The sequence below is a fragment of the Paenibacillus qinlingensis genome (assembly GCF_031455095.1).
Classification (GTDB): domain Bacteria; phylum Bacillota; class Bacilli; order Paenibacillales; family NBRC-103111; genus Paenibacillus_E; species Paenibacillus_E qinlingensis_A.
The window spans coordinates 427,772-452,648 of sequence record NZ_JAVDSB010000002.1 but is presented as its reverse complement, the minus strand read 5'-3'; the positions used below and the strand labels follow the sequence as shown (position 1 = coordinate 452,648).

General features: G+C 44.2%; 18 protein-coding genes. 15 read left to right on the top strand and 3 right to left on the bottom strand.

The window, feature by feature from the left end; translation table 11 throughout:
• The first annotated feature begins 39 nt into the window (after positions 1-39).
• From J2736_RS09850 to J2736_RS09805, 10 genes are all read left to right on the top strand, one after another.
• Positions 40-2,289: a helix-turn-helix domain-containing protein gene (locus J2736_RS09850; RefSeq protein ID WP_310225944.1), complete on the top strand. Its 2,250-nt coding sequence runs from the start codon at positions 40-42 to the stop codon at positions 2,287-2,289.
• Positions 2,290-2,348: 59 nt separating this feature from the next.
• Positions 2,349-2,984 carry an SGNH/GDSL hydrolase family protein gene (locus tag J2736_RS09845; protein ID WP_310225942.1) on the top strand — a complete coding sequence of 212 codons (636 nt, stop codon included), beginning with the start codon at positions 2,349-2,351 and terminating at the stop codon, positions 2,982-2,984.
• A gap of 64 nt (positions 2,985-3,048) precedes the next feature.
• The gene (locus J2736_RS09840) at positions 3,049-7,080 is read left to right on the top strand and encodes a LamG-like jellyroll fold domain-containing protein (protein ID WP_310225940.1); all 4,032 of its coding nucleotides are present in this window, start codon (positions 3,049-3,051) and stop codon (positions 7,078-7,080) included.
• An 87-nt stretch (positions 7,081-7,167) separates the two neighbouring features.
• Positions 7,168-8,340 (top strand): oligogalacturonate lyase family protein, encoded by a 1,173-nt coding sequence (locus J2736_RS09835; RefSeq protein WP_310225938.1) that lies wholly within the window; start codon positions 7,168-7,170, stop codon positions 8,338-8,340.
• A 239-nt stretch (positions 8,341-8,579) separates the two neighbouring features.
• Entirely contained in the window at positions 8,580-9,308 is a 729-nt protein-coding gene (locus tag J2736_RS09830) for an amino acid ABC transporter ATP-binding protein (RefSeq protein WP_310225936.1), read from the top strand.
• 21 nt (positions 9,309-9,329) lie between these two features.
• A complete protein-coding gene (locus J2736_RS09825) occupies positions 9,330-10,193 on the top strand; it encodes a glutamate ABC transporter substrate-binding protein (protein ID WP_310225933.1) in 864 nt (287 codons plus the stop codon).
• A 63-nt stretch (positions 10,194-10,256) separates the two neighbouring features.
• Positions 10,257-10,910 carry an amino acid ABC transporter permease gene (locus J2736_RS09820; RefSeq protein ID WP_310225932.1) on the top strand — a complete coding sequence of 218 codons (654 nt, stop codon included), beginning with the start codon at positions 10,257-10,259 and terminating at the stop codon, positions 10,908-10,910.
• A 20-nt stretch (positions 10,911-10,930) separates the two neighbouring features.
• Entirely contained in the window at positions 10,931-11,581 is a 651-nt protein-coding gene (locus J2736_RS09815; RefSeq protein ID WP_310225930.1) for an amino acid ABC transporter permease, read from the top strand.
• 4 nt (positions 11,582-11,585) lie between these two features.
• Positions 11,586-12,893: a sensor histidine kinase gene (locus J2736_RS09810; RefSeq protein WP_310225927.1), complete on the top strand. Its 1,308-nt coding sequence runs from the start codon at positions 11,586-11,588 to the stop codon at positions 12,891-12,893.
• Between the two features lie 2 nt (positions 12,894-12,895).
• Positions 12,896-13,801, top strand: coding sequence for a response regulator (locus J2736_RS09805; protein WP_310225925.1), 906 nt, complete (start codon positions 12,896-12,898; stop codon positions 13,799-13,801).
• Positions 13,802-13,877: 76 nt separating this feature from the next.
• Here J2736_RS09805 and J2736_RS09800 read toward each other — a convergent pair whose 3' ends face one another.
• Complete coding sequence (locus J2736_RS09800) at positions 13,878-16,091, bottom strand: galactose-binding domain-containing protein (RefSeq protein ID WP_310225923.1); 2,214 nt, start codon at positions 16,089-16,091, stop codon at positions 13,878-13,880.
• Between the two features lie 553 nt (positions 16,092-16,644).
• Between J2736_RS09800 and J2736_RS09795 the strand changes: the two genes are divergently transcribed.
• The 4 genes from J2736_RS09795 (at position 16,645) to J2736_RS09780 (ending at position 20,573) form a co-directional block, all read left to right on the top strand.
• On the top strand, positions 16,645-17,595 hold the full coding sequence (locus J2736_RS09795) for an ABC transporter permease (protein ID WP_310225921.1): 951 nt from the start codon (positions 16,645-16,647) through the stop codon (positions 17,593-17,595).
• Positions 17,596-17,605: 10 nt separating this feature from the next.
• Entirely contained in the window at positions 17,606-18,475 is an 870-nt protein-coding gene (locus J2736_RS09790) for a carbohydrate ABC transporter permease (protein ID WP_310225919.1), read from the top strand.
• 66 nt (positions 18,476-18,541) lie between these two features.
• The gene (locus J2736_RS09785; protein ID WP_310225917.1) at positions 18,542-20,101 is read left to right on the top strand and encodes an extracellular solute-binding protein; all 1,560 of its coding nucleotides are present in this window, start codon (positions 18,542-18,544) and stop codon (positions 20,099-20,101) included.
• Positions 20,102-20,159: 58 nt separating this feature from the next.
• Complete coding sequence (locus J2736_RS09780) at positions 20,160-20,573, top strand: GNAT family N-acetyltransferase (RefSeq protein WP_397340448.1); 414 nt, start codon at positions 20,160-20,162, stop codon at positions 20,571-20,573.
• A gap of 72 nt (positions 20,574-20,645) precedes the next feature.
• Here the strand turns inward: J2736_RS09780 and J2736_RS09775 are convergent, their stop codons facing one another.
• The gene (locus J2736_RS09775; protein WP_310225913.1) at positions 20,646-22,289 is read right to left on the bottom strand and encodes a histidine kinase N-terminal 7TM domain-containing diguanylate cyclase; all 1,644 of its coding nucleotides are present in this window, start codon (positions 22,287-22,289) and stop codon (positions 20,646-20,648) included.
• 224 nt (positions 22,290-22,513) lie between these two features.
• Here J2736_RS09775 and J2736_RS09770 point away from each other — a divergent pair, with 224 nt between their 5' ends.
• Complete coding sequence (locus J2736_RS09770) at positions 22,514-24,055, top strand: tannase/feruloyl esterase family alpha/beta hydrolase (protein ID WP_310225911.1); 1,542 nt, start codon at positions 22,514-22,516, stop codon at positions 24,053-24,055.
• A gap of 52 nt (positions 24,056-24,107) precedes the next feature.
• Here J2736_RS09770 and J2736_RS09765 read toward each other — a convergent pair whose 3' ends face one another.
• Positions 24,108-24,587: a hypothetical protein gene (locus tag J2736_RS09765; RefSeq protein WP_310225909.1), complete on the bottom strand. Its 480-nt coding sequence runs from the start codon at positions 24,585-24,587 to the stop codon at positions 24,108-24,110.
• Positions 24,588-24,877 lie beyond the last annotated feature (290 nt).

The window sequence follows — 24,877 nt, the reverse complement described above, 5'->3', positions numbered from 1 at the left end:
ACTGGAGATAGCCCCAGTCGTCTTAACGGAGGAGTAGCGATGAAGTTTTCATATGGGTCGGGAAGAAAGCGCATGAACATTGAGGTGTCTCGATACTTTACCAAGCTGCTCGCGATCAGTATATTGCTGGGTGCCATTCCGGTTATTACGCTGGGGTTACTTTCCTATGTCATTTCCTCCAATTCGATTAAAGAAAAAGTGATCCGTGGCAACGATTTGATCTTGTCTCAGATTCATCTGCGAACGGAAAGGGAATTAAGTCTGGTCGATAAGATGATGAATCAATTAATGTACTCCACGCTAGTCGCCCAGACGATAAACAAAGCCGTTACCCAACACGACTTTCAGGCTGTGGGGCAAATTCAGCAGGAAATTTCTTTTATGCAGTCCTATGAGCTTGGGATCTCGGATGTCGTGCTCGTCAATCTTCAAAAAAATTGGTTGATCAGCAGTGGCGGCCGTTTTAACAATTTTACCTACTATTCAGATCCATCGCTTTTCGCTCGCTATACGGAAGCCGGTCAGCAGTTTAATCGTTACTATTTATCTGATAAAACGGTTACGGTCGTCGAGAGGCTACCTCTTCATTCAGCGAATCCAATTGCCTTGTTGCTCGTCGATATTTCGTTGGATGACTTGGATGCCATTCTTACGAAAAATAAAGAGTTCGGCGAAATGTTCATTATGGACGAAGATCACAAATTTGTAGCTGGAACGAGCACGGATTCGCAATTGCAAAGTGCACTCGACGCTGTCGTGGCGCAAACAGCCAATCTTGAAAATGATAAGGCCATTACCGCTCAACTGAACGGCAAGCCGTCCGTTATTATTCCTTACCGTTCGAGCTATAACAATTGGTTGTATTTATCGGTTATTTCGTTAGACGATATTTCGAAGGATTCAAGGGAAATTGGCCGGTACACGATTTATATTTGTACGGGAATTTTAATTCTCACCTTTCTGGTCTCGCTTTACAGCTCACGCGTTATTTATTCGCCTATCAAAAGATGGTATGGCGTGCTCCGGGATTTAGTGTCGGGCTCTGACAAAGGAAACGAGATTGACATTATCAGCGGAAAGTTGAAGTCACTGCTTCACTTGCGGCAGCAAATGAGCGAACAGTTGAAGCAGTTTTTCGTCACCAAGCTCCTGTTAGGCGAATGGCGTCGTAATGAAATCGAAGAGATGATGAAGAGTTACAATTACCCAACCAATCTGAAGCAATATATGGTGTTTGTATCGGAAATTGATTCACTGGAAGGAACCAGTTATACAGAGAAAGATCGCTATCTATTAATGTTTGCAATCAGCAATATTGCAGGTGAGATTGTTCCTTCCCATGAGCGCTTTGAATCGGTCGTAATTAACCATTCGCAAGTGTTGATCATTGGCAGTGAAGGCGCCGACGCTCAGGAGGCTCGACTTCTGGCTTTTGAACGGGCGATGGCCATTCAGCAAAAGGTAAGAGAGTTTTTGCGCTTGCCGTTAAGCATCGGAGTAAGCAGGGTGCATAAAGATTTAAAAGAAATACCGAAGGCTTATTTAGAAGGGTTGGAAGCTTTAAAATACCGAATTCGCTATGAGCAAGAATCGCTTCTTTTCTTCGATGAGGTTCAGCCTAACCGCGAGCTACCCCCCATTTTTCCATTGCAAATGGAGAATGACCTGATCGACTCGATTCCACTAGGCAATGAAGATGAGATCCGGCAGAAGCTTAGCGGTTTTCTTCAGGAAATTTACAAGAATGCGGCTAACCATCGAGATTACCAAATCTTTGTGGCGAGACTTCTGACTGATCTCCTTCGTCTTCACCAGGAAATTGGCGGCGTCATGCCATACGACGGTACAGTTTCGTTATTTGAAAAATTGTTTGAGATAAAGACGATTCCGGAAATTGAAGGTTGGTTTATGCACATGCTGATCATGCCATTAGTCAAGTTGATCAACGAGCAAAAAGATAAGGCGCATCATCGCATCTCCAAAGAGGTCTGTACGATGATTAACAACGAAGCAGAAACCAATCTTACCTTGGAACTGTGCGCTGAACGGCTAAACTATCACCCAGTCTATGTCAGCCGAGTGTTTCGACAAGAGATGGGCATTAATTTCGGCGAGTATCTGGCGAACGTTCGTCTTGGAATCGCGAAACGATGGTTACGAGAAACAGATATGACGATTAGTGACATCGCCCAGAAGCTTCATTTTAGCAATTCCGGCAATTTTATTCGTTCATTTAAAAGTTCGGAGAACATCACACCTGGCAAATATCGAGATCAAACGAAACAGTAAAGTACCGCCGGAGGAGGTGGTTGCTGAATGTAAATCAGATTTGAAAAGGAGGGGCAGTGTTGGATAAATTGTTCGTGTTAGGGGACAGCATATCCATCGATTACGGAGTCTACTTGGAGCCAATGGTGGAAGGGAGCATGATTTACGATCGTAAGAAGGATCGGGATTCAATTAACGAAAACCAAGATCTCCCCGAGGCGATGAGAGGCTCAAACGGTGGGGACAGCGGGATGGTGCTGCAATATTTATCTTATCTCGTAGCAAATCGCTTATTCGATTACACCCTATTGTTGCTGAATTGCGGTCTGCACGATATGAAACGAAATGCGTCAACGGGCGAGCTGCAAGTTCCACTGGAACAGTATGAAACCAATTTAAAGGCTATTTTAGAACTTATGCAGCCACTCCCTGTACGAATGGTTTGGGTGAGGACCACGCCTGTTCATGATGCTATTCATGAAGAACGGATGAAGAAATTCAACCGTTTCAATCGCGACGTCAATCTCTACAATGAAGTTGCCGATCGAATGATGGAGGCGGCTGGCGTTCAATCCATCGATTTGTACAGCTATACGCAAAGGCTAGGCGATGGCAAGACGTTGTTCCGCGATCATGTGCATCACACTTCAGAGATTTGCATGCGGCAGGCCGCTTACATTGCAGGCTGCTTGCACAACCAGAGAAACATACGATAACGAAGCTCATAACGCGCAAAACGTACGAATCTGTTAGGATCCATCACAAAGGAGGAACTACTGAATGAGTAACGTGTTGAGGAGTCGATTATGCAAGCTCATCATGTTTTGCTTGGTATTAGGTTGTATCCCGTTAGGAATGGCGAAGCCTGCTGCAGCTTTCGGGAATGGAAATCTATTAAACGGCGGGTTCGAGAGTGCAACAGGATCAGGTGTTCTAATCTTTGACAACTGGAAGATCGATTCGACAGGGTCGAAGGCGACAAACGGTACTCCGGCGGGATCGACCTATGCCCGTTCAGGCAATAATGCCTTGAAGGTATCGGCTGGATCGGGCAGCCAAAAAACGCCCGCACAGCAATTCGTGTCAGTCATTCCCGGTCAGACATATAACATTTCCTTCTATATGAATGTAACGGCTTGTACGAACTCGGCATCTTCGGCGGGAATGGTTGTTCGATTTTATGACAAGGCAGGGCCAGATAACTTTAATACAACCGGCTCCACGACAGTTGGTTCGGATGTCATCGTGGGTTCGGTTGTAGGAACAACTACATCTGGATACACATTGTATCAAAGTAACTTCACTGTGCCCGCAAACGCCAAATATATGCGGATCTACGTGTTCTCCAGCAGTGCAGTCAGCGGCAGTATGACCGCTTATGTCGATGATATCAGCCTCGTGCAAACCGGAGGCACGGCACCGAGCTCCGTGACAGGCGTCAGTTTGAATAAGACATCGACGTCTATCGAGAAAGCGGGGACCGAGACACTTACCGCCACGGTTGCTCCTTCCGGAGCACCGCAGGCAGTCGTCTGGAGCAGCAGCAATTCCTCAGTTGCTACTGTTGATGCCAACACAGGGCTGGTCACGGCGGTGAATACCGGAACGGCGACCATCACAGCCACGTCTACCACAACTACGCCGCCGAGCACAACCCCTGCGGTGTACACGGCTTCAGCTCAAGTGACAGTGACGGCAGGAATGCCTACGCCGGTTTACGGGTTGACGCTGACGCCATCTTTTAACTCCATCAGTGCTTATATTGCAGGCGGGCGGGACGATTTGACTCGTCATCTGTCCTACAAGAAGACAGCGGACACGGTGTGGAAGAATGCACTGGATCCCATCTATATTCCAGGCAAGGAGATTTTCTCAGGCAGTATTGTCAGGTTGGATGAGAATACGTCCTACGATGTCAAGTCGGATGTGTACTACGGAAGTACACTCATCAAATCGGAGACGGGAACCGTCCAAACCTGGACCTCGAACCCCGTGATTGCGCAGACGATTTCGTTATCCAGCTTGTACTCGAGCGGCGGGTTCGTCATTAACGGGTTGACTGGAACGAACAGCGGGTGGATCAAAATTGTTAATGATACAGGTCTCACCATTGATGCCGGTACATTAACTCAGCATGCGGTAACGATTACGAATACGGTATATACCATTCTGGATGGCTTCATTGTCAAGGGCGGCAACAAGAATGGCATCTATCTGAACAGTACGAATCACGACGTTCGGATTACAAATGCGGATATTTCCGGCTGGGGACGCACGGCAGTGGATACCGTGCATACAGCTGCACAGTTGGCTTATATCAATAAGAGTGATGTAGGCTATGGCACACCGATTGATGCACAGGGAGATATGTTGGAAGGTGATGCAGGCTTCCGGATCGAGGACGCGAAAAACATCGTTGTAGAACGAAGCTACGTGCATGAGCCAAGAGGTTATGCGAACCCGTGGGGAGGTATCACCTCGGATGGGCAAGTGTATAGCAATTCACACCCTCAAGGGCCAGAAGCGATGTACCTCCGAAGTGCAGGTGGCATGGTGGTCAGATATAACGATTTTAGTGGAACGGATGAGTACCACCGATTCAATGACGTGATCAGCGGCTATTACAATAATCAAGAGAGCGGCGGCTTTTATAAGGATGCAGATATCTACGGCAACTTCTTCGGATACGCGAATGATGATAGTGTCGAATTTGACGGTGGACAGTCCAATATTCGGGTGTTCGACAATCGCTTCGAGATGAGCTATTCCGGCACCAGCTTCGCTCCGAACATGGTCGGGCCGAGCTATGCATTTAATAATGTCTTCCATAATCTGAATGATTATAGAAGAACAGGCACGGGCTCGGTAGTCAAATTGGGAGGTAACAGCAGCACCGTGTATAAGGGTGAGACCTGGTTCTTCAACAATACGATTTATGCCGTTCCCAAAGCGATTACTGGCAGCAGTACGCCAAAGAATTGGTACGGCGGCACTCGAAATAATCTCATTGTGGTGATGAGAGATCTCACCAAGGGTTCGTCTAAATTTTACAACATTGAGGATAATAATCCGTCCGTGAATCCCGGCACGAATTTCGATTATGATGCGTTGGGCCGGACGACGGATGCCGACGGCTCGGGGGATATTTATGCCAATCCAGGTGCCGAGGCACACGGATTGTTCAAGATTGGTAAGATGATGAATCCGGACGCAGGTGTTTTTACACCAACGACTTCAGGCATCAATACGGCAAGGGAAGTTAACGTTGTGGATAAGGGAACCATCGTGAACAATTTTGCGGATGCGTACTCTGGTGCGTCTCCTGATATCGGTGCTTTTGAGCAAGGGGCGAGCAGCTTGTTCCCGAAACGGCCGATTCCATTCCAATCAGATAAGTATTTGGTTAGTATCCCGGAAGCGAGCAACTCAGCTACGTTTACAATCTCGACAGGCACACTCGGCGGATCCGGCAGTTATACGATTCGACGTAATGCGGAGGAAGATTGGTACTCGGTTACGCCTTCAACGGGAACTTTTGCAAGCAACACTTCCGTAACGTTTACGGTTAATGTGGACCGTACGAAAGCATCTTTTAACCGGGCTGTCGAATACTCCACTTTGTTTGTGAGATTGACCAACGGGTATTCGGTACCGATTACCATTAAAGCAGAGAATAGCGCCGTTACAGTGCCGCTAGGGCAAACGATTCAGCTAAACGCTACGAAGCCATTCCCGAACACTTCGAATCTGAATGCCGATTGGATATCCAGCAGTTCGGCGGCTCCGCTTACCTCATCGTCGGTGATCGATGTATCATCCGTTAACGTCGCTGGTATGTATGCGGGTACAGCAACAATCACGGCGAATAGCTCGGTTAATGGCGTCAACCAAGCAGAGTACAGGGTGCGCGTACCGGCGATGCTCAGTGACCTGCAAGTGAATGGGCAGACAGTTACGGGGTTCGATCCGGGTACGTACAGCTACAATGTCCTACTACCGGTCGGCTCTGGCGTACCCACGGTGTCTGCGGCCTCGCTCGATGCCAGCTCAGCATCGCCTTCTACGATTGCGTATGACTTACCGGCGAGTTTGCCGGGCACAGCAGTCGTAACGGTGACATCTTCCGATGGAACGACGAGTAATACGTATACGCTTCATTTTACCGTATCGTCTGGCTCTGGCTCAGTATCCCCTGTGGGATACTGGAAGCTTGACGAGACATCGGGAACCGTCGCATCGGATTCCTCAGGCAATCTTTTGAGTGGAACCTTGATTAATGGTCCCGTATGGACAGCAGGCAAGATTGGAAACAGCTTGGATTTTGACGGTGCGAACGATGAAGTTGATCTGGGGACTCCCACTGAACTGCAATTTACGGGCGCCATGTCTCTGACAGCCTGGGTCTATATCGACAGCTTCGCAAATGATGGCAGAATCATCTCGAAGGAGAATGGCTCCAATTCCAGGTCATGGAGCCTGTATTTGAATGCTGCAGGCAAAGGTGTCTTCCAGATCGCAACCGGTGCAACTACTTCTATAAATGTAGTGACGGCAGGAACGCTGCCGGTTGGGCAATGGGTTCATCTGGCGGGCGTATTCGAGCCGGGAACTGCGTTAAAGCTCTACGTCAACGGAGCGTTAAGCAGCTCCAATCTGAGTTCAATTCCGTCTACCCAATATAACAACAATCAACATGTGTTTATAGGGAGACGGCCGGATTTTTCGAATGCGTTTAACGGTAAGATAGACGAAGTATATGTTTTTGGCTGCGCACTGACGGGCACGGATATTGGAGTGCTTGCGGGTAACTAGAAGATTGCACGGTCGTCGTCGATGCCCTAAAGCGTCGACGACGACGATTCATGCTGCCGAACAAATAAACAAGGAGTGAAAAGTGCTATGAAAGGCGATGTCTATTACTCAACGATAACCAAAAAGCAAGACGAGCTAACAGGTGTCGAGGTTATACAGCTCACCGACAATTCCGGCGATACGTATCATCCCTATTTCACCAAAACATTAATTGATTCTGACAATAATTACATGCTTCTGGCATCTAATCGTTCCGGTTCCATGCAATTATACACACTGCGGTTCAGAGACGGACAAATGGTGCAAATCACCGATCAGGAGGGGGTCATTCCTTTCAGTTCCGTACTCGATGCCTGGCATCATATTGTTTATTATTTTGCAGATCGCACGCTAATGCGTGTTCGCCTTGATAATCTAGAAACCGAGGAGCTCATGGAAATTCCACGTGGCTTTCATCCCGTCGATTTATCTGTCGATAATGCGGGGAAATATCTCGCTTTTTCGTATGTGGAGCATATGGAGCTTTGTACGGATAGTGGTGGTACTTATTCAACACATAGAGAAAAACACTTCCGCAGACCAAGGAGTGTTGTCATCCGCTTTGATATTGATAGAAAAGCTCCCTATGTGGTATGGGGAGAAGGACAGTATATCTCGCATGTGAATATAAGCCCGGTCGATTCGAATTTGATTTTATTTTGCCACGAAGGTCCCTGGCTCCAGGTTCAGAGAATGTGGACGGCACGCATCGACCATGACAAAGTGTATCCACTAGTAGATCAGAAGGTAGGATTGGAACGGATCGGACATGAATTTTTTACCGCCAGCGGAAGGGTTGGTGCCCAGTATTCATCTAGGGAGCGGGTCGGCGACGAATTTTTGTTGCATGGCGATATTTTCATAAACACAGATGGATCGAACGAGAGAAGATATTATTACCCTTACACTAGGCCATCCCATGTACAGATGAACTATCAGGAAACGATGGGTGTCGGTGATCGTGCACACATTCGCGAAGTGATGAAGGATTGCGGGAACTATATGTCATTGTTAAAATACGAAGGGGACTCGATAGAAGTTGGCCTTCTTTGTGCGCATGGCACTTCCTGGGGCAGTCAGATGTCACATCCGCATCCCATCTTTACCCGAAATGACGAGCATATTCTGTTCTCCTCCGACAGAGGCGGCAAATCCAATGTCTACATGGCTAGAGCAGATTGGGATAAAACGTTGAAGAGTGAAAAGCGACTAGCAAGGTAAGCTTGGTTAGGCAAGCACGGCTTGTGAATATGATATAAAAATAGTCGTTAACCGTGAAACCTAGGCCACTGCCTAGGTTTCTTTCCGTACCGAATCATGTTACCACGGCCTTTTTTTAAAGAGGTAATGTCGGATTACATAAGATTCTATAGGTTTTCCATATTATTTAGATACATCTATTGTCAGTTTACATAACAAAAAGATTACATTCACAGAGATTCTTCGAAGGGGGGGTTCCATTGATTTCATTTCGTCAAGTCGAGAAGCATTACGGCGATTTTCATGTTCTCAAAGGAATTGATCTTCAGATTCAGCAGGGTGAAGTCGTTGTTATCGTAGGTCCATCCGGTTCAGGCAAGAGTACACTGTTAAGATGCATTAATCGTCTAGAGACCATCACAAGTGGAGAACTTGTCGTGAATGAATACAAGGTCAGCGACAAGAAGATGGATATGAACAAGCTGCGTCGGGATATCGGCATGGTATTCCAGCATTTCAATCTATATCCGCATAAGAAAGTAATCCATAACATTACGCTTGCGCCAATGAAGGTACGCGGTATGGATAAGAAAGAAGCTGAAGAGATCGCGATGTATTATCTGGATAAGGTAGGTATTCAGGATAAGGCGCACAGCTTTCCTTCGCAGTTGTCTGGCGGGCAGCAACAACGTGTCGCCATTGCTAGGGGGCTTGCGATGAAACCGAAGATCATGTTGTTCGATGAGCCGACTTCAGCTTTGGATCCAGAAATGGTTGGTGAAGTTTTGGACGTAATGAAAACGCTAGCCGATGAGGGAATGACAATGGTTGTGGTCACACACGAGATGGGCTTTGCCCGAGAAGTAGCCGATCGTGTCGTATTTATGGATAAAGGTCAGATTGTCGAAGAATCACCTCCAGATGAATTTTTCGTTAATCCGCGTGAAGAAAGAGCGAAACTGTTTTTGAATCGCGTACTTAACCATTAAATAAGGGAGATGAACGATACCATGATGTCAAGAAAATGGAATTTCATGTTGATGTTGGTTACCATTATCGCATTGACAGGGTGTGCCTCTACAACAAGTATATCAGGGGGCGAATCGAGCACGCCAGCAGCAAGCACAGTTCCAAGCACGACGAAGCCAGCGGGTGGGACAACGGTTTTGGATGAAATCAAAAGTAGAGGGAAAGTTGTCGTGGGTGTGAAGTATGATACGAAGCTCTTCGGATTGAAAAATCCAACCGGAGGCGAAGTTGAAGGTTTCGACATTGATATCGCCAAGGCACTAGCCAAAGAAATTCTCGGCGATGAGAAGAAAATTGAGTTCAAAGAAGTAACGTCTAAGACACGGATTCCGATGCTCGATAACAAAGAAATTGACATGATTGTTGCCACGATGACAATTACCGAAGAGCGTATGAAGCAAGTTGAATTTTCTCAGGTGTATTTTAAAGCGGGACAGTCCTTGCTCGTCAAAAAGGGCAGCCCTATAAAGAGTGTTGCGGATGTTAAAAAAGGAACGAAGGTACTGGCTGTAAAAGGCGCCACATCGGTTGCGAATATTAAAGCGAAATCGCCAGATGCCACCATACTCGAGTTTGATAATTATCAAGATGCATTTAGCGCGCTGAAAGCAGGTCAAGGCGATACGTTGACTACGGATAACGCCATCCTCTATGGCATGATGGAGCAGGATAAGAACTTCGAAGTAGTTGGGGAACCTTTTACAGATGAACCTTACGGCATTGCGATGAAAAAAGGTGAAACAACGCTTCAAGCTGCAGTGAATGACGGATTGAAGAAGCTGGAGTCAAGCGGTCAATACGCGAAAATATACGAAAAATGGATTGGCAAAGCGCCATCTAAATAATAGGAATAAGAGGATATATGGGTGGCTGCCGCTGCCCATTTTCTGTCTATGAGGGGGGAGCGCATGTTGGATTTCTCAATTTTTACGAACTATTTTGATATCTATATGAAGGGCTTCTTGAACACCATCATTGCTAGCGTTATTGCTTTAATTGGGAGCTTTGTGCTGGGCACGATCATTGCCATTTTTCGTATCGGATCTGTGAAAATACTGCAATGGTTAGGTACGGCCTTTGTGGAGTTCATTCGAAATATTCCGCTCTTGCTTGTTGTTTTTGTATTCTTTTATGGGCTGCCTTCGTTGGGCATTACCCTAAGCGGGTTCGTATGCGGAACTTTAGGTCTTACGGTATATACGGCATCTTTTATTGCGGAAGCGATCCGTGCTGGCATTATGTCGGTGCCAAAAGGTCAGTCTGAGGCTGCACAATCCTCGGGACTGACGTATCTTCAAACGATGTGGCATATCGTCCTTCCCCAAGCAATCAAAATTGTGATCCCTCCGCTCAGCAACCAATTCATAAACCTCGTTAAGAACTCGTCCGTACTAGGCGTATTCGCAGGCTTTGATCTCATGTATTTCGGGGATCAAGTTGCAAGTGAGACCTTTGCTACGTTCGATACCTATATCTTTGTTGCTGTGCTGTATCTGGTACTGACATTGCCCTTAAGTTACACGGCACTGCTTCTAGAACGTAAATTAGCTCGTACGGACTGATTGGAAGAGGGGGTGAACGAATGGATATCTTACATGCTTTTTCAGCAGATAATATGAGATTTGTATTGGAAGGCTTCTACATGACGCTTAAAGTCGCTGCCATTTCAATTGTTTTGAGCTTCATCGTAGGAGTTGTCGTCGGCACAATTCGGTATACCAAGCTGATGGTTGTGTCCCCCATTCTAGCCATCGTAGTCGAGCTCATACGTAATTTACCATTATTGTTAATCATATTTTTCGCACGATTCGCCTTGCCGGATATTGGCATCAAATTTGGAGCCATGCAGGCAACTATTTTTGCTTTAACGATATTTGAAGGGGCAATGATTGCAGAAATTGTACGAAGCGGCCTAAATTCTATCGATAAAGGACAGATTGAAGCGGCACGTTCTTCAGGACTAGGTTCTGTGCAAACTCTCTGGCATATCGTCCTTCCACAGGGTCTGCGCCGTATGGTGCCGCCACTGGTGAGTCAATTTATTTCCCTGTTGAAAGATACTTCCCTAGCGATTGTTATTTCCTTGCCTGAATTGATGCATCATGCGAAAATAGTAATTGGACAGAACTATAATTACACGTTGCCCATTTTATGTTTAGTGGCCCTTATGTATTTTACTGTGAATTATGCGCTATCATTAGCAGCCCGCAGGATGGAATCAAGAATGGGTTAATAGCATGATCTATCGAGGGGGTGAGCGCCTGGGACGATTGAAGAACGAAGGGCTACAGATGATCCTCATCGCGATTGTAACAGCAATTGCCGGGGAGTTTAAAATAACACCTTTCAGTGGTGAAGTGTTTCGCATCGGACTTGGCAGCAGCGCCTTTCTTCTCTGCTTGTTATTAATGAGGCATCTACCCTATGTGTATACAGGTATCATTACGGGCATCACTGTTCTGCTATTTCGAATGTTAGAAGATGGTATTACTTCGCATGGCGCCTTATCTTTCATCACCAGCGCGCAAATGCATTTGTCAGCCACGTTTTATTATATAACCTATGCGATTGCCATGAGTCTGATTAAGGACAAGTGGGATCGCTTCCACCCCTTCATACTAGGATTATTCTTATCTGTTATTGACCTCATGTCAAATGAACTGGAATTATTGGCGCGCAGCTTCATATTTCATTCACCTTACCTGTTCTCCCAACAATTCGTGTTTATTACCGTGACCGCTGTCGTACGAAGTTACTTTGTGGTCGGCATCTACAGTAGTGTAACCATTAATCAGATGAGAGTCTTGCATATTGAGCAGCAGAAGCGTATTGAGCAAATGTTAAATACGAATAGCGGATTGTATGGCGAAGTATTTTACTTACGAAAGTCAATGGAAACCATAGAACAAATAACCGCGAAAAGCCATAATTTATATGAAAAAGTGAATGGGACGGGGTTAAAGAGCTATGCTCGCACCATTTTAGGAATTACCCAGCAAATTCATGAGGTAAAGAAGGACTCTCAACGCATCCTCGCTGGTTTGTTGAAGCTGTTTGATCGAGATTATGCTGCCGACATGAGACTGGCTGAAGTTGTGGAATTCGCCATTAAGTCCAACCTTGGATACAGTACCATGATTGGAAAAAAGATTCAATTTACAAGCGACATTCAAACGGACTATCACTCGGATCAATATATACCCCTTTTAACCGTACTCAATAATCTCGTATCGAATGCTGTAGAAGCCATTGAAGATCAAGGATCAATTCTGGTTAGGGCCTATGAGCAGGGTTTTAAGACCATCTTGACCGTATCGGACACGGGTGTTGGTATTTCGGAGCAGGATAAAGAGATGATATTTGCTCCAGGTTTCACAACGAAATTCAATCAGGAAGGCTTTGCTGCGACAGGGATTGGCCTCTCACACGTTCGAGATATTGTTCATTCACTAGGTGGGGACATTCTTTTGCGCTCTGACGAGCCAGGCTCTCAGACCTCTTTCGTCATTACCTTATTGACCCATACGTTGAAAAAAGGAGCATAGCGATGATGCTGTCATTCGGAATCGTAGACGATGATGCAGTAAGCAGACTGATGCTGCAAAGGATCATTGAAAATGGTGGTTTAGGCGAAGTTGTAGGGACAGCAGACAGCGGTAGCGAAGGAGAAAAAATTCTTCTGGAAACGACACCGGATGTCGTAGTTATCGATTTGCTTATGCCGGATCAAGATGGTATTGAAACCATTATTCGCTTGAAGGAGCGCGGTTTTCAAGGGAAGTACGTGATGATTTCGCAAATTGAAAATAAAGAAATGATCGGTAAGGCTTATCAAGCTGGTGTTGAATTCTATATTCAAAAGCCGATCAATAAGATTGAAGTCGAAGCAGTGCTATCCAAGGTTCATGAGCAGTGGAAGATTAGCCGATATTTGCAGGAAATACAGGAGTCTTTAACCAAACTAAGTCTATTGCACACCGGTTCGGAAAGTATGCGTAAAAAACGAGGTGTCCGTGAAATCCTACAGCCGATTCTCATGGATATAGGGATAGTAGGCGATAGTGGAAGTCGCGACGTGATGGACATTATGGAGCATCTTGTTCGTCATCATAAAGGGGAGGGAATCCCACCGCTGAAGGAGCTCTATGAAACGGTGGCCCGCTGCCACAAGGTAAATGAAGCGGATGTTGAGAAAGAGGGCAAAGCTGTGGAACAGCGAATTCGTCGAACGATCAGCACGGCATTAACCCATATAGCGAGCATTGGCTTGACGGATTATGGCAATCCCAAGTTTGAGCATTATGCACCTCTATATTTTGAATTTCAGGATGTGCGTATGAAGATGAAAGAAATCGATGAGAATTGGAAGCCGGAGAAGGGGAAGGTTAATGTTAAAAAATTTCTCCAAGTTCTCTACCTGGAAGTCACCGACAAAATGCGCAGTGAGCATTAAGGGTGTTTAAAAAGGACCGGGAGCACCTAATAAATGCTTTCCCAGTCCTTGACTTTTAGCTGGTCTATTCTAGAGATTAATATACGCCTAGTTCGAATAAGGAGTAACCGTATTGCGTGGTACGCTCTGTACCTGTTACTTTAACGTAGCGTGCTTCAGTTTGGTTAATAATTAGGTTATTGGTGCCCTCGTGACCACTTGTTGTGGCGTAAACGGTTGTCCAAGTTTTACCGTCTATGGAAACTTCTACACGGTAACTTTTAGCTGCAGCGTTCTCCCAATCCAGGACAATACGGTTGATCGTAGAGGATTCACCAAGATCGACGCTAATCCATTGTGGATCACTGAAAGGTGACTCCCAACGTGTGCTCTTGTCACCATCAACTGCGTAATTGCTGCTTTTAAGTGGCTCGTTTGAAGTTGTAGTTGGTTTGTTCAAAGCTAGATTATAGGAAGAACCTAGTGTAATCGTTTGTACAACAGAGCTATTGGTGTAGCCAGTTGCTCCAATCGTTAGTTGATACGCTTTAGGGTCAATGAATAAGGAGGCATCTAAAGTGATTTTACCTGCTTCCAAACGATAGTTGGAAGGGCTCACTGCTGCGCCATTCAATTCAACTGAGTTGATTGCATATCTCCATGCTGTGTCATCAGCGAAAGTATATGTAACTGGCTTTCCTATTGTGGCGGTAGTGCTAGCTGTCAATACAGCACCTTCGATCAAATCCGCCGTACCCGCATATACTTCGAATTCCCACAACGAAAAGCCGTAAGGTGTGCCACGTTTAATTCCATTCATTTTCACATATCTGGCATTTACGGGTGAGAAGGAAATGTCGTCAATACCGCCATTTGCATGGTCAGTAGCGTATACAGTATTCCAATTATTACCATCTGCGGATACGTCAATTGTGTAGGCTTTGCCGTAAGCATTTTCCCAATTTAAAAGCACACGGTTAATCATAGTTGGCGTTCCAAGATCAACGCTCATCCATTGGTTATCGTTAAAATCAGATTCCCAACGGCGATCAAATCTGCCATCCACAGCATCCTCGCTAGAGCGGTGGTAATTAGGCGACGATAACGTTGGCTTACCCAACCCGACATTGCTACCAGGTGTTGCTGGTGGGTACGTGGGTGGATTGGATGGTGGATTCGTTGGTGGATTCGTAGGCACGCCTGTGTCGTTCTTAGGCAGGATCGTTTGATAAACTAACGATTCATTAAATCCCTTTGCCTGAACGGATATCCAATAGGGTTGTGATTCTGTAAAACAAGAACTGTTTATGACCATTTTGCCAGACGTCATTGTGTATTGAGAAGGGGGAATAACGGCGCCGTTGACTTTTACTTCACTGATCGCGTTTCTCCACTCTACATTGTCAGTAAAAGTAATATCAATCGGTTGACCGAGCGTATTATCTGTTGCATCTGCATGTAATGTAGGTGCTGGTGCAATAGGCGATACATCGCCAGGGAGACCGTTCACTTCCATTTCCCAAAGAGAGAACCCGTAATCCGTTGTGCGCGTATGACCGTTCATTTTCACATATCTTGCTTTATCAGGTGTAAAATACACAACATCGGTGTTGTTAGACTCTCCTTGGTTGGTCGTATAAACGGTCGTCCAATTCGTACCATCCAGAGATAGCTCAATATCATAATTTTTGCCAGCTGCGTTTTCCCAATTTAAGACTACGCGGCAAACATCATATACCGCGCCTAGATCGACTGTCATATATTGGGAGTCAGCGAATTCGGATTCCCATCTTGTTAGCGGATCACCATCTACTGCATTTTTGCCATTCTGTTTCGCATTTTCTGAGGTAAACGTAGGTTTATTTAAGGCGAGGTTGACTTCATAATTCGATACAATTAATTGAGTTATGTCTGCATTGGAATAACCTGTTGCTTCAATTAGAATTGAATTCGTGCCTTCACCTTGGAATAGAGCACTGTCGAATGTGATCCTACCCGGTGATACGGTGATGAGAGAGGTTTTGCTTAAATCATACCCATTTAACTTTACCGCAGTGATCGCATTCCTCCATGCAAGATCATCTGTAAACTCGATATCGACGTTGCGACGAACCGTATTCCTCGTACTATCAGCAATCAACTTTGGCGCATCAAGTAGCTGTTGCGCGTTAGTTGCGCTGCTCTGGATAGAAGCAGAAGTAGCGTGTGAGACAGGTGACAAGTTATAAGAACTCAAAAGCACAGATAAAGCAAGAGACATTGAAGTGACTTTTAATACATTTCTTGGTGTGATTTTTGAAAGTAAGTTCATTCCTAGTTATCCTCCCTCATGATCCTGATTAATAACTGACAAATTTCCACAAAAATTAACATGAAATTATTGGAAATGCAATTAGAGCGATTATATAAGATCACATTAAGAAAGATCAATAGGTACTGTTGCCCTCTAAGAAGTGATTTTGGGCTTCACAATCGTAGGTAGAATCACTTTTCATAAGCCTCGTCTGTATCCTTCGAACTAATTAACCACTGTAATTTTTTTCGTGGATGAAAGCAACAAAATCAAATAGAGTCGGGCACGTTCGTCACTTTCTATTACATTACAAGCTTTTTATGACTATAGATCGTTTTACCTATAGAGATTTACAATAAAAACATATCATTCTCATTCATGTACCAATAAATCCCCTACTCGTATGTTAGCCCTGCTGGTTCTTTCAGCAGGGCTATTTGATATATAGGGGCGACAACATCGTGGAATAGTGTAAAAAAACGATTGATCATTCATATAACTCAACAATCTGCGGCAGTAAAATAGAGCCATAGAGAGGTTATAGATTGTCGGATAGAAAGGAAGAGACATCATGGCAGTTAGGTTAGAAAACCAGTCACTGATTAAAGTTATTGATAAAAGAAGCGAGCGTAGGCGGCATTTTGCAAAGCACAAATGGCTGTATTTGTTTTTGATCCCAGGATGTTTGTATCTGTTGATATTCAAGTATATTCCGATCTTTGGTGTTGTTATTGCGTTCAAGGACTTTAGCTTAGTACGGGGCATTTGGGCAAGTGAATGGGTAGGTTTGGATAATTTCCAATACTTGTTTCAGTCCAAAGACTTCTATGTCGTACTTCGAAACACGCTTATTTTAAGTTTTTACCAGTTGCTCTGGGGGTTCCCTGCACCTATCATTTTGGCGATCATGCTCAATGAAGTTAGACACATGGCTTTTAAACGTGTATCCCAAACCATTTTGTATTTACCTCATTTCATCTCTTGGGTTGTATTGGCAGGGATGATTATCAATTTCTTATCACCGTCTACTGGGGCAGTTAATACAATCATTACGTCCTTTGGCTATAAGCCGATTCCGTTTTTACTTGAACCCAGTTACTTTCGAACGATTCTCGTTTCAGCCGAAGTATGGAAAGGAATGGGTTGGGGAACAATCATCTATTTAGCTGCCATGACCGGTATTGACTCTTCCCTTTATGAAGCAGCCAAAATGGATGGTGCGAGTAGAGTTAAACAGATTCTCCACATCACGATTCCAGGTATTCTCCCGACAATCGTGATTCTGATCGTCTTACAATTGGGACATATTCTTGATAATGGTTTCGAGCAGGTATTCCTACTCTATAACCCTTCAACCTATGAAGTAGCTGATGTCCTTGAAACCTACACGTATCGAATCGGTTTAATCGATGGACGGTTATCATTTTCAGCAGCAGTCGGGTTGTTTAAAGCTTTTGTAGGTTTTGTGTTGGTTCTTGGGGCGAATCGGATCGCAAAACTGTTCGGTCATAATATTTGGTAGGAGAATCAAAATGACAAAAAAAATAGATGTATTCGATTGTATCAATTACACACTGCTCACTCTGATAACGCTTGCAATGCTGTATCCATTCGTTAACGTCGCTAGCGTTTCATTTAGTTCTTATGATGCTTTTATCAACCATCCTTTGATGATTTGGCCGCATGATATCAATTTCGCTTCCTATAAAGAAATCTTGTCTCGTCCCGTACTTTGGAGCAGCTATCTCAATACGATTACAATCACAATCATTGGGGTATTCGGAAGTTTAGTTCTTTATGTGCTCATGGCTTATCCTTTGTCCAAAAAGTTTCTAAAAGGACGGAGCTTCATCCTTGTCGCTGTTGTTTTTACAATGCTATTCAATGGAGGCATCATTCCCAATTATTACTTAATGAGGTCATTAGGGCTCCTAGATACATTAGCCGCGTTGATTCTTCCTTCGTTATTCACGGGCTTTAATCTCATCCTGATGAAGAGCTTCATTGAATCTTTACCTGACGAGCTGGAGGAAGCAGCAAGCATTGACGGAGCGTCTTATCCCTATATCTTGCTGCGAATTATCGTACCACTCTCCAAGCCGATTCTTGCAACACTTGCCCTATTCGGAGCTGTGGGCTACTGGAATAACTTTTTCAATGCGATTCTGTATATTCAATCGGAAGCCAAGTGGCCACTGATGCTGTATCTGAGGGAAGTTATTGAAGCTGCAAGTACGATGGCCCTGAATGCCAATGCTGCTGAGCTAGGTGCTAATGCGGTAACTTCGGAAACCCTCCAGTACGCTACATTGATGATTGTTATGGTTCCCATTCTGCTTGTCTATCCGTTTCTGCAAAAATATTTTGTCAAAGGCATGCTGCTTGGCTCGGTAAAAGGATGAGGTGACACTGGGAATTTTCCTGTTGATCATATACAATACCAATTAATCTACCTAGGAGATGAAACCATGAAAAGTTCAAAAAAAGGGGTACTCACTAGTTTGTTGAGCGTTACGACGATCAGCTTGCTTGTTGCGGGTTGCGGAAACAGTACAGACACTGCAAAAAACTCTGATGACGCCGTCAAAAAAGCAAGCGAGCCTGTCTCACTCAAAATTATGGCGAATTATGATTCGCCTACCTTGACTGAAGCTGATCAAAAATTCATTAAAACGTTGGAAGAGAAAAATAATGTAAAGATTCAATTCGATATTCCACCGATGAGCGGCTATGCAGAGAAACTACAGCTGATGCTGGCTTCCGGCACGTATCCTGATATCGTTTTCTTTCCTGATACGAGGGATGTCGCCTTCCAAAATGCCGTGAGAGATGGCTTACTTTTACCTGTGAACGATTATATCAATAAGCTGCCTGAGCTAAAACAATATACGTACCAGTCGGAATGGGATTCGCTCAAAGTGAAAAATGACGACAAAATCTATGGCATTCCAAGAACGTCGATTCTTCGCAATGATGGTTATTGGGTCAGAAAAGATTGGCTGCAGAATGTTGGCATTACATTGCCTGGGGATGGGCTTGTAACCAAAGAGCAATTCGCAGATATTCTAGGAAAGTTTACTTTTAATGACCCTGACAAAAATGGTAAAAACGACACATACGGATATGCTGGCGCTGTGAATCCGCAGTCTAAAGTGTTTGATCCTATTCTTACTGGAGCTTTTGGTGTGCTTGGTTGGCAGGAAGCAAACAGCGGAACTTATACATACATGGATGCCAAGTATGACACCAGTAAGACTAGTTATAAAGATGCGTTGGCGTTCACGGCTAAGCTGTATAAGGAAGGCGTATTCGATCCCGATTCAGCCACCAATGATGAAACGAAACGCAGAGAACGCTTCTGGCGTGGGATGACGGGTGTGTACCCAGGATTTGCTGCCCATTATACGTATCATTTGCCAGAGATCCAAAAGCAAACGCCTAGTGCAGATCTTACTTATATCTGGGTAAAAGGAGAAGATGGCAAAGCAAGCTTCAACACAGGTTCGGTTAATTCGACTGGCATTTGGGGTTTTTGGGGTATCACCAAAACAGCAAAAAATCCAGAAAAAGCAGCAGTTCTCCTGAATTCATGGTTAACAGATAGTATGTGGGAAACGGTTAAGAACGGATATGAAGGCAATGATTATACGATTAAAGACGGTCAAAAAGTAGCACCAGCAACACTGCCAACGGATTATGTTCGTAAGAATTCCATGCGACGCGCAAACGATTCTTCTTTCTTTATTAAAGTAGGTACACCTAAAGATGTTGTTGATAAAATCACACCATGGTTAAAAACGTCGATTGACACGGTCGTTACTTCCAAAGATTTGGGCTTCCAGCCTGAAGCAGCAAGAAAACCGATCTATCAAGATTATCAAAAAACGTGGGATCAAACGATTATGAAAATTATTATGGGGAAGGAAACTGTCGACAAATTTACAGAGCTACAAACAGGCTGGTATAAAAATGGTGGGGATGAGTATGCGAAACAAATGAACGATTATATCACTAGCCTGAAAAAGTAATCACTGAGTGGGACGTAGTTGCTTTTGATCTTTGTTTCACCGACTCTCCTAAAGGGTAATAAATAGAAGCAAGCATTCATCCTTCAGGAGGTGTTTCACTATGGAAGCTAACAACACGTTTCACGAAACGGAGGAGGAAATCGTCCTCCAAAAACAAGGGAACGCCTACATCCTCAGCACGCTGTCTGGTACGGTTGGTGAGATTACTTTCAGGCTGGTCGAAGCTGGAACTTGGGTAATTGATCATACTTACGTGGACCCGCGCTACCGTGGTCATCAACTGGGTAAACAACTATTGAACATGGTCGTCCGAGAAGCCCGTGACAAAGGGCGCAAAATCATCCCTTCCTGCGCCTTTGCGTTGGAAGAATTCAAGAAAGACTCCACGTATGCCGATGTGTGGGAAAAGGGTAAATCAACGAGCGATTTCTCCGACCACCACAGCTCAGGCAGCGCCATCATGGGGCGATAGGGAGTAAATTCAGGCAGGCTAGCGTCCGACAGGATGCTGGCCTGCTTGTCTGTTTGATGAACATTAGGATCATCATCTTGCGATACTGACAATGCGATTACGGCCTTCATCTTTTGCCATATATAAGGCTTTATCTACAGCTTCGAGTAAATCGGTTAAATATGTACTGGGATTTTTTGAATGTTCTAAAGTGAAATTAGTAATAGATAGTAGTCCAATACTTATCGTAATGGATAAAGAATAAGGTATTTTTTTCGCTATCAACTTATTCGATTCAACGGTGGATTTGATACGTTCGGCTAAAAATTTTGCTTGTGAAGGACTCGTTTGCGGTAAGTAAATGATAAACTCCTCCCCGCCAAAACGCGCAAAAATGTCAGTTGGCCTCAGGCTCTGTTTGATGACCTCCACCGTGCTTTGGATCATTTGATCACCGACTAAATGGCCATAATTGTCATTGATTAATTTAAAATAGTCGATATCTAATAAAATTAGCGCAAACGGCATTTGATACTTGATATGATGTAATACTTCATACTCTAGCTTTTGTGTCAAATAGAGGCGGTTATAAATACCTGTCAGAGCATCGGTTATTGCCATGTGCTCGAGTTTCTGATTTGTTTGAGACAATTCATTTTGAATGTTAATTAACGATCGGTTGCGTTCTTGTAGGATTTCGTTCTGAAGGTTTGTTGCTTCCATGAGGCGATGAAGTTCACTCACATCTTGAAATGTGATGATTCGTCCAACCCTTGTACGGTTAACCGTGATAGGTGCGGTTTGCATGTTGATATGGCGACCATCAGCGAATTTCATTTCGATTGCAGATCTCTCCATAGGGTAATTGAGGTATGTTTGGAGGAATGAATCTATATGACTGCTTGACTGTCCCTTGGTGAGAATGTTAGCGATATCAAAACGGAAACCTATGGTCAAGTCGAGATGAGGTAATAGAGAGCGATTTATTTCTACAACGATGTCATTATCATCAAGTACCAGAATGCCATAATCGATGGTATCAATAATATCTTGATGGGCGATGTTCACAATATCAAATACTTTATCGCGATGAATGGCAATGACAAAGAAAATAGCAGAAAGTAGAACACCAAATGAGGTCAATCCTGTAATGACGGGTAGAAAAGAATATAGGACAACGTTTAAGATGACATCTAATAATATAAATAGGGTCATTACGATAATACCTTTTAGCACTTGCTTAACCTGCGTCTTGATGCGAGGTGCCTTGTCGGATAGTAATACGCGACTCATAATCGATAGCGAAACGATAATATAGCCAATCAAGATCGTAATGATACACCAAAAAAGTGGTCCATAATACCTATGGATGTAACTTCCTTGTAAGGGTAGAACGAATTTGCCATTAGGATTCATGATCACGCAGGTTGCTGCTAGGAGAGCTGGAACATAAAGCAGTAATGATATTTTCGTTTTCAGAAATCGTGACTGTCCGGTGAGGAAAATTGTAAAGAGAAGCCAACCAACGGCAAGCAGACACGTGTCAACAAAGGATAGTTTTAGATAAATGAGTTGAACGTTAGGAGCATCCACCATTTTAATAGCAAACTGGCAGATTGGCCAAAGCATCATTGAAAAATGGAAGGTTAAATAAATTTTATGCAAGCTAGTGATGGTAACAGACACAAATACATATACGAATAAAACAAATAAAACGAAAAATAAGATAATATCCATCCATGCAAAAAAATTCATTTTACACCCTCTAAGTAATCATAGTCATTATTAGTCTGGGTCAAAAGTCCTGCTATATTTTACTAATATATAACCTATCCTTCATAAATTCAATCCACACTCTTCAATCTGCTGGTTATGAACACTAGGGTAGTCAAGCGATTGTGATTGATGGAGGTTATACCGCACAGTAGCTAGAATCTTAATAAGTGAAGGAGGTTGAAATTATGACGGAAGAAATGTTTACAGATGCTAATATCGAGGGATGTACAATTACATGTGTTCAAATGGTGCCTGAAGGAAATTTTACACTTCCAGACGGTGGAATCATAACCGATCTTCCAGCATTTTGCCGTATTGCCATGCAACTGAAACCAACTCCCATTTCGAATATCCACGTAGAGGTTTGGCTGCCTCAAGAGAATTGGAATGGCAAATTCCTCGGTACGGGCAACGGAGGGAGTGCTGGTGCCATCGCCTATGCGCACCTTGCTTTCGGATTAAGGAGAGGATACGCAACGGCAAACACGGATCTAGGCACTTCCCCTCATGTCGATTCAGCCATTGGTCAACCGGAACGTTGGGCGGATTTCGGCTATCGCGCTACACATGAGATGACGGTTGTCGCGAAGGAAATCATCGCGTTGTACTACAGAAGACCCGCTAGTTACGCTTACTTCGTAGGCTGTTCGACTGGCGGTCAACAGGCATTGATGGAAGCACAGCGGTATCCGGACGATTATAACGGCATCCTAGCAGGAGCTCCAGCTAACAATCGCACGCACCTGCATGCTGGATTCTTGTGGAATTATAAAGCCGTGAATCAGGTGCTTGAGGGTGAGGTTTTCTCAAAAGAAAAAGTAGATGAAATAACAAATGCGGTGATTGAGCAATGGCGGGGGAAAGATGGCGGTGCTCCTGGAGATAACTTCTTGACCGATCCAAGGAAATGCGGTTTCGATCCTGACACGATTTCAAATCGCAGCAATCTAGCTAACGACAAGGGGCTTACGAATGCCCAAGTGTTGGCGCTGAAGAAGATCTATGCGGGTCCAACTAATCCGCGAACCGGAGAACAGATCTATACACCATTTCCCTATGGGAGCGAGAATTGCTCAGGGGGGTTAGATCTTCAACAAGATCCCGAGCGGTTGCCCTCATCACTGCTTTATATGTTTCGTTGGGTGTTCGGTGCAGGATTTGATTACAGGACATTCGATTTTGACCACGATTTGGATGTATTAAATGAAAGATTGGCTCATCTTCTAAATGCAAATAATCCTGATTTAAGTGCGATGAAAGCACTAGGCGGGAAAATAGTGATGTACACAGGGTTGTCAGACCCACTTGTTCCGTATCAAGATGCGCTTCATTATTACGAACGGGTTATGGAAGCCCAAGGTGGACTCCCCCAAACACAAGATTTTTTCAGATTTTTCCTTGTCCCGGGAATGGGACATTGTGGAGGCGGTCCGGGGTTGAACGACATTGGTCTTGGCGGTGTCCAAAGTGATCAGCTAGATAGCGAACATGATATGTTAAACGCACTCGTTGCTTGGGTGGAACATGGAAAAGCACCAGAGAAATTAATCGCAACGGCGTTCAAGGATAGTTTTGCTCCGAATGGGATCAGCTTTCAGCGACCTATTTTCCCTTATCCGAAGTTCCCGGAATACGTGGGTGGCGATCCGAATTTACCATCCAGCTATCAAGGTATTGATCATGAATGGGGGGGCGTTCTGGTACCTGCGGGAAGATATCTTGTTTAACTACGGAGTCGATTCACTTTACGAAATAACAAACAAAGCCGAAATTCCTCTCTTATAGGAACTTCGGTTTTGTGTTTTTCATGGAGATTTCCATTTGATGCTCTTCATGTACGCGTTGCATAAACGCTTGAAGCTCTTCTTTGGTTTCACAAACGGCAGTATGTTCTAACCAAACCCAAAATTTCTTCTTTAGAATGGCTGAAACATGAAGGGGGTATGTGTCCCGCGATTTGATGAGATATAACCCTGGGGATACTTCATTCCAAGGTGAATTGAAAATAGTGCGGAGGGATAAACGCGTACGCTTCTCCCAATCTTGTTTTTTCTGCTTGTTTCTAATAGATTGATACATTCTCATAATCATTGAATGATCCCCTATTTCGGTCCATGTTGAGAAACCTGACAGGATCGCATCTTGTGTAATTTCAGACCTTTCCTTAGAAAACCAGTAACCAACAATAATGGGAAAATGATTCTCTTCTTCTAACCATAAAACACCAAACCATTCGTAATGTAAATCAATTGGATTCAACAAATGAGGCGCTATCCCTAAATAATAATGGGGGGAGGAAGTCATGGCATTTCTCCTTTTGACTTAATCTCAAAGTCGGTTGTAAGCGAATATGTCATTATTGTAACGTTGAACTGTATAAACATGGGGTAAAGAATGACTAGAAACGTATAAAAATGGAATAAAAACAAACCAGGCGACTTTATCAAAGTCAGTTTGCCACTAGCCTACTATTGTGAAAGAAGGCAAGAATGAAAGAAAACCGAAGCATTTCTATCGATAATACAAATGATTACTAATTGGACGCGCTT

Bases quoted from the DNA above. Each gene is read 5' to 3' on its own strand.
- J2736_RS09850 (WP_310225944.1), top strand. From the start codon at position 40: ATGAAGTTTTCATATGGGTCGGGAAGAAAGCGCATGAACATTGAGGTG.
- J2736_RS09840 (WP_310225940.1), top strand. From the start codon at position 3,049: ATGAGTAACGTGTTGAGGAGTCGATTATGCAAGCTCATCATGTTTTGC.
- J2736_RS09835 (WP_310225938.1), top strand. From the start codon at position 7,168: ATGAAAGGCGATGTCTATTACTCAACGATAACCAAAAAGCAAGACGAG.
- J2736_RS09825 (WP_310225933.1), top strand. From the start codon at position 9,330: ATGATGTCAAGAAAATGGAATTTCATGTTGATGTTGGTTACCATTATC.
- J2736_RS09820 (WP_310225932.1), top strand. From the start codon at position 10,257: ATGTTGGATTTCTCAATTTTTACGAACTATTTTGATATCTATATGAAG.
- J2736_RS09815 (WP_310225930.1), top strand. From the start codon at position 10,931: ATGGATATCTTACATGCTTTTTCAGCAGATAATATGAGATTTGTATTG.
- J2736_RS09810 (WP_310225927.1), top strand. From the start codon at position 11,586: ATGATCTATCGAGGGGGTGAGCGCCTGGGACGATTGAAGAACGAAGGG.
- J2736_RS09805 (WP_310225925.1), top strand. From the start codon at position 12,896: ATGATGCTGTCATTCGGAATCGTAGACGATGATGCAGTAAGCAGACTG.
- J2736_RS09800 (WP_310225923.1), bottom strand. From the start codon at position 16,091: ATGAACTTACTTTCAAAAATCACACCAAGAAATGTATTAAAAGTCACT.
- J2736_RS09795 (WP_310225921.1), top strand. From the start codon at position 16,645: ATGGCAGTTAGGTTAGAAAACCAGTCACTGATTAAAGTTATTGATAAA.
- J2736_RS09790 (WP_310225919.1), top strand. From the start codon at position 17,606: ATGACAAAAAAAATAGATGTATTCGATTGTATCAATTACACACTGCTC.
- J2736_RS09785 (WP_310225917.1), top strand. From the start codon at position 18,542: ATGAAAAGTTCAAAAAAAGGGGTACTCACTAGTTTGTTGAGCGTTACG.
- J2736_RS09775 (WP_310225913.1), bottom strand. From the start codon at position 22,289: ATGGATATTATCTTATTTTTCGTTTTATTTGTTTTATTCGTATATGTA.
- J2736_RS09770 (WP_310225911.1), top strand. From the start codon at position 22,514: ATGACGGAAGAAATGTTTACAGATGCTAATATCGAGGGATGTACAATT.